The sequence below is a fragment of the Actinomadura logoneensis genome (genome assembly GCF_003428695.1).
Classification (GTDB): domain Bacteria; phylum Actinomycetota; class Actinomycetes; order Streptosporangiales; family Streptosporangiaceae; genus Spirillospora; species Spirillospora logoneensis.
Map to the genome: position 1 here is coordinate 1 of NZ_QURH01000490.1, position 1187 is coordinate 1187.

The 1187-nt window shown below is 75.3% G+C and carries 2 protein-coding genes; both read left to right on the forward strand.

The features are described from left to right. Positions 1-349 (forward strand): ATP-binding cassette domain-containing protein (locus tag DZF91_RS23535; RefSeq protein WP_117359521.1); only part of this gene is annotated, 349 nt, incomplete at its 5' end. Beyond that, positions 346-1187 (forward strand): metal ABC transporter permease (locus tag DZF91_RS23540; protein ID WP_147341316.1); only part of this gene is annotated, 842 nt, incomplete at its 3' end. The genes DZF91_RS23535 and DZF91_RS23540, both read left to right, overlap by 4 nt.

A 1187-nucleotide genomic window follows, 5' to 3' on the forward strand; every position in this document is an offset into this window, starting at 1 on the left:
CGCGGTGGACCGCGCGCTCGCCGCCGTCGGCCTCGCCGGCCGCGCCCGCGACTCGGCGCACCTGCTGTCCGGCGGCCAGCAGCAGCGGGTCCTGATCGCCCGCGCGCTGGCGGGCGAGCCCGACGTGGTCGTCATGGACGAGCCGAACGCCGGGGTGGACGCCGGGAACCAGGAGGCGCTGGCCCGCACCCTCGGGACGCTGGCCGCCGAGGGCCGCACGGTGCTGCTCGTCCTGCACGAACTCGGCCCGCTCGAACCCCTCATCACCCGGACCGTCCGGCTGGAGGACGGCCGGATCGCCGCCGGGTCGCCGGCGGCGCCGGAGCGGACCGCGGGGAGCCTGGCATGAGCGACGTCCTGTCCTACGACTTCATGCGGATCGCGCTGGCGATGGCGGTCCTCATCGGGCTGACCGCCCCCGCGATCGGCACCTTCATCGTGCAGCGCAAGCTGTCACTGCTCGGCGACGGCATCGGGCACATCGCGCTCACCGGGATCGGCCTCGGCCTGCTCACCGGCACCTCGCCGGTGCTCGCCGCGCTGGTCGTGACCGTCCTCGGCGCGCTCGCGATCGAGCTGCTGCGGGCGCGCAGCCGCAGCGGCGGGGACGTGGCGCTCGCGCTGCTGTTCTACGGCGGCCTCGCGGGCGGCGCGCTGCTCACCCAGGCGCAGGGCGGCGGGTCGAGCCTGCAGTCCTACCTGTTCGGGTCGATCAGCAGCGTGACCGTGGGCGACCTGTACGTGGTCGCCGGGCTGGCGGTCGCGGTGCTCGGCATCGTGGTCGTGTTCGGCCGCGACCTGTTCCTGCTCTGCCAGGACGAGGAGCTGGCGCGCGCGGCGGGGCTGCGGGTGCGGCTGCTGTCGGTGCTGATCGCGGTGACCGCCGCGGTGACCGTGGTGATCGCGATGCGCGCGGTCGGGCTGCTGCTGGTGGGCGCCCTGATGATCGTCCCGGTGGCGGCGGCGCAGCAGCTGGCCCGGGGCTTCCGCGCCACCATGCTGGCGGCCATGGTGATCGGTGTACTGTCGGCGGTGTCGGGGCTGCTGAGCTCGTTCCAGTACGATCTTCAACCGGGCCCGTCGATCGTGCTGCTCGCCCTCGCGGTGTTCCTGGTCGCGGTCGTCGCGGGCGCGGCGCTGCGCCGCCGCAGGGCGGTCGCGACCCGGACGGCGGCCGGCGACGGGCC